General features: G+C 61.7%; 1 protein-coding gene. It reads left to right on the top strand.

Annotated features, from left to right (window positions below):
- Positions 1–512, top strand: a 512-nt coding sequence (locus AC1DF0_RS32125; RefSeq protein WP_477577618.1) for a GMC family oxidoreductase, incomplete at both ends; no start/stop codon positions are given.

The following is a 512-nucleotide window of genomic DNA, read 5'->3' on the forward strand; positions in this document are numbered from 1 at the left end:
GTCCCACCGCTGCACCCGGCGCTGGCCACCACCCTGCTCGGTGGCTTCGGCACGGAAAACGCCCGGCACATGGAAAACCTTCCGCATACCCACGCCATGCTGGCATTGCTGCGAGACGGCTTTCACCCGGACAGCTCCGGCGGCAGTGTCGAATTACGCAGTGACGGCACGCCGGTGCTCGACTATCAGGTTTCATCGTATGCCTGGGACGGGTTGCGTCGGGCGTTCCATAGCATGGCCGAGATCCAGTTCGCCGGTGGCGCCAACGCCGTGATGCCGATGCATGCCGACGCCCGTTACGTCAGAACCCTCACCGAAGCGCGTGCCTTGATCAATGGATTGAGCCTTGAGCTGTATCGCACGCGCCTGGGCAGTGCTCATGTAATGGGCGGTTGTGCCATGGGTGAAGACCCGAAAAACGCCGTGACCGATAGCCTCGGCCGACATCACCAACTGCACAATCTATCGATTCACGACGGCTCGCTATTCCCCACCAGCATTGGTGCAAACCC

This window comes from Paenibacillus sp. 05T425, assembly GCF_056396205.1.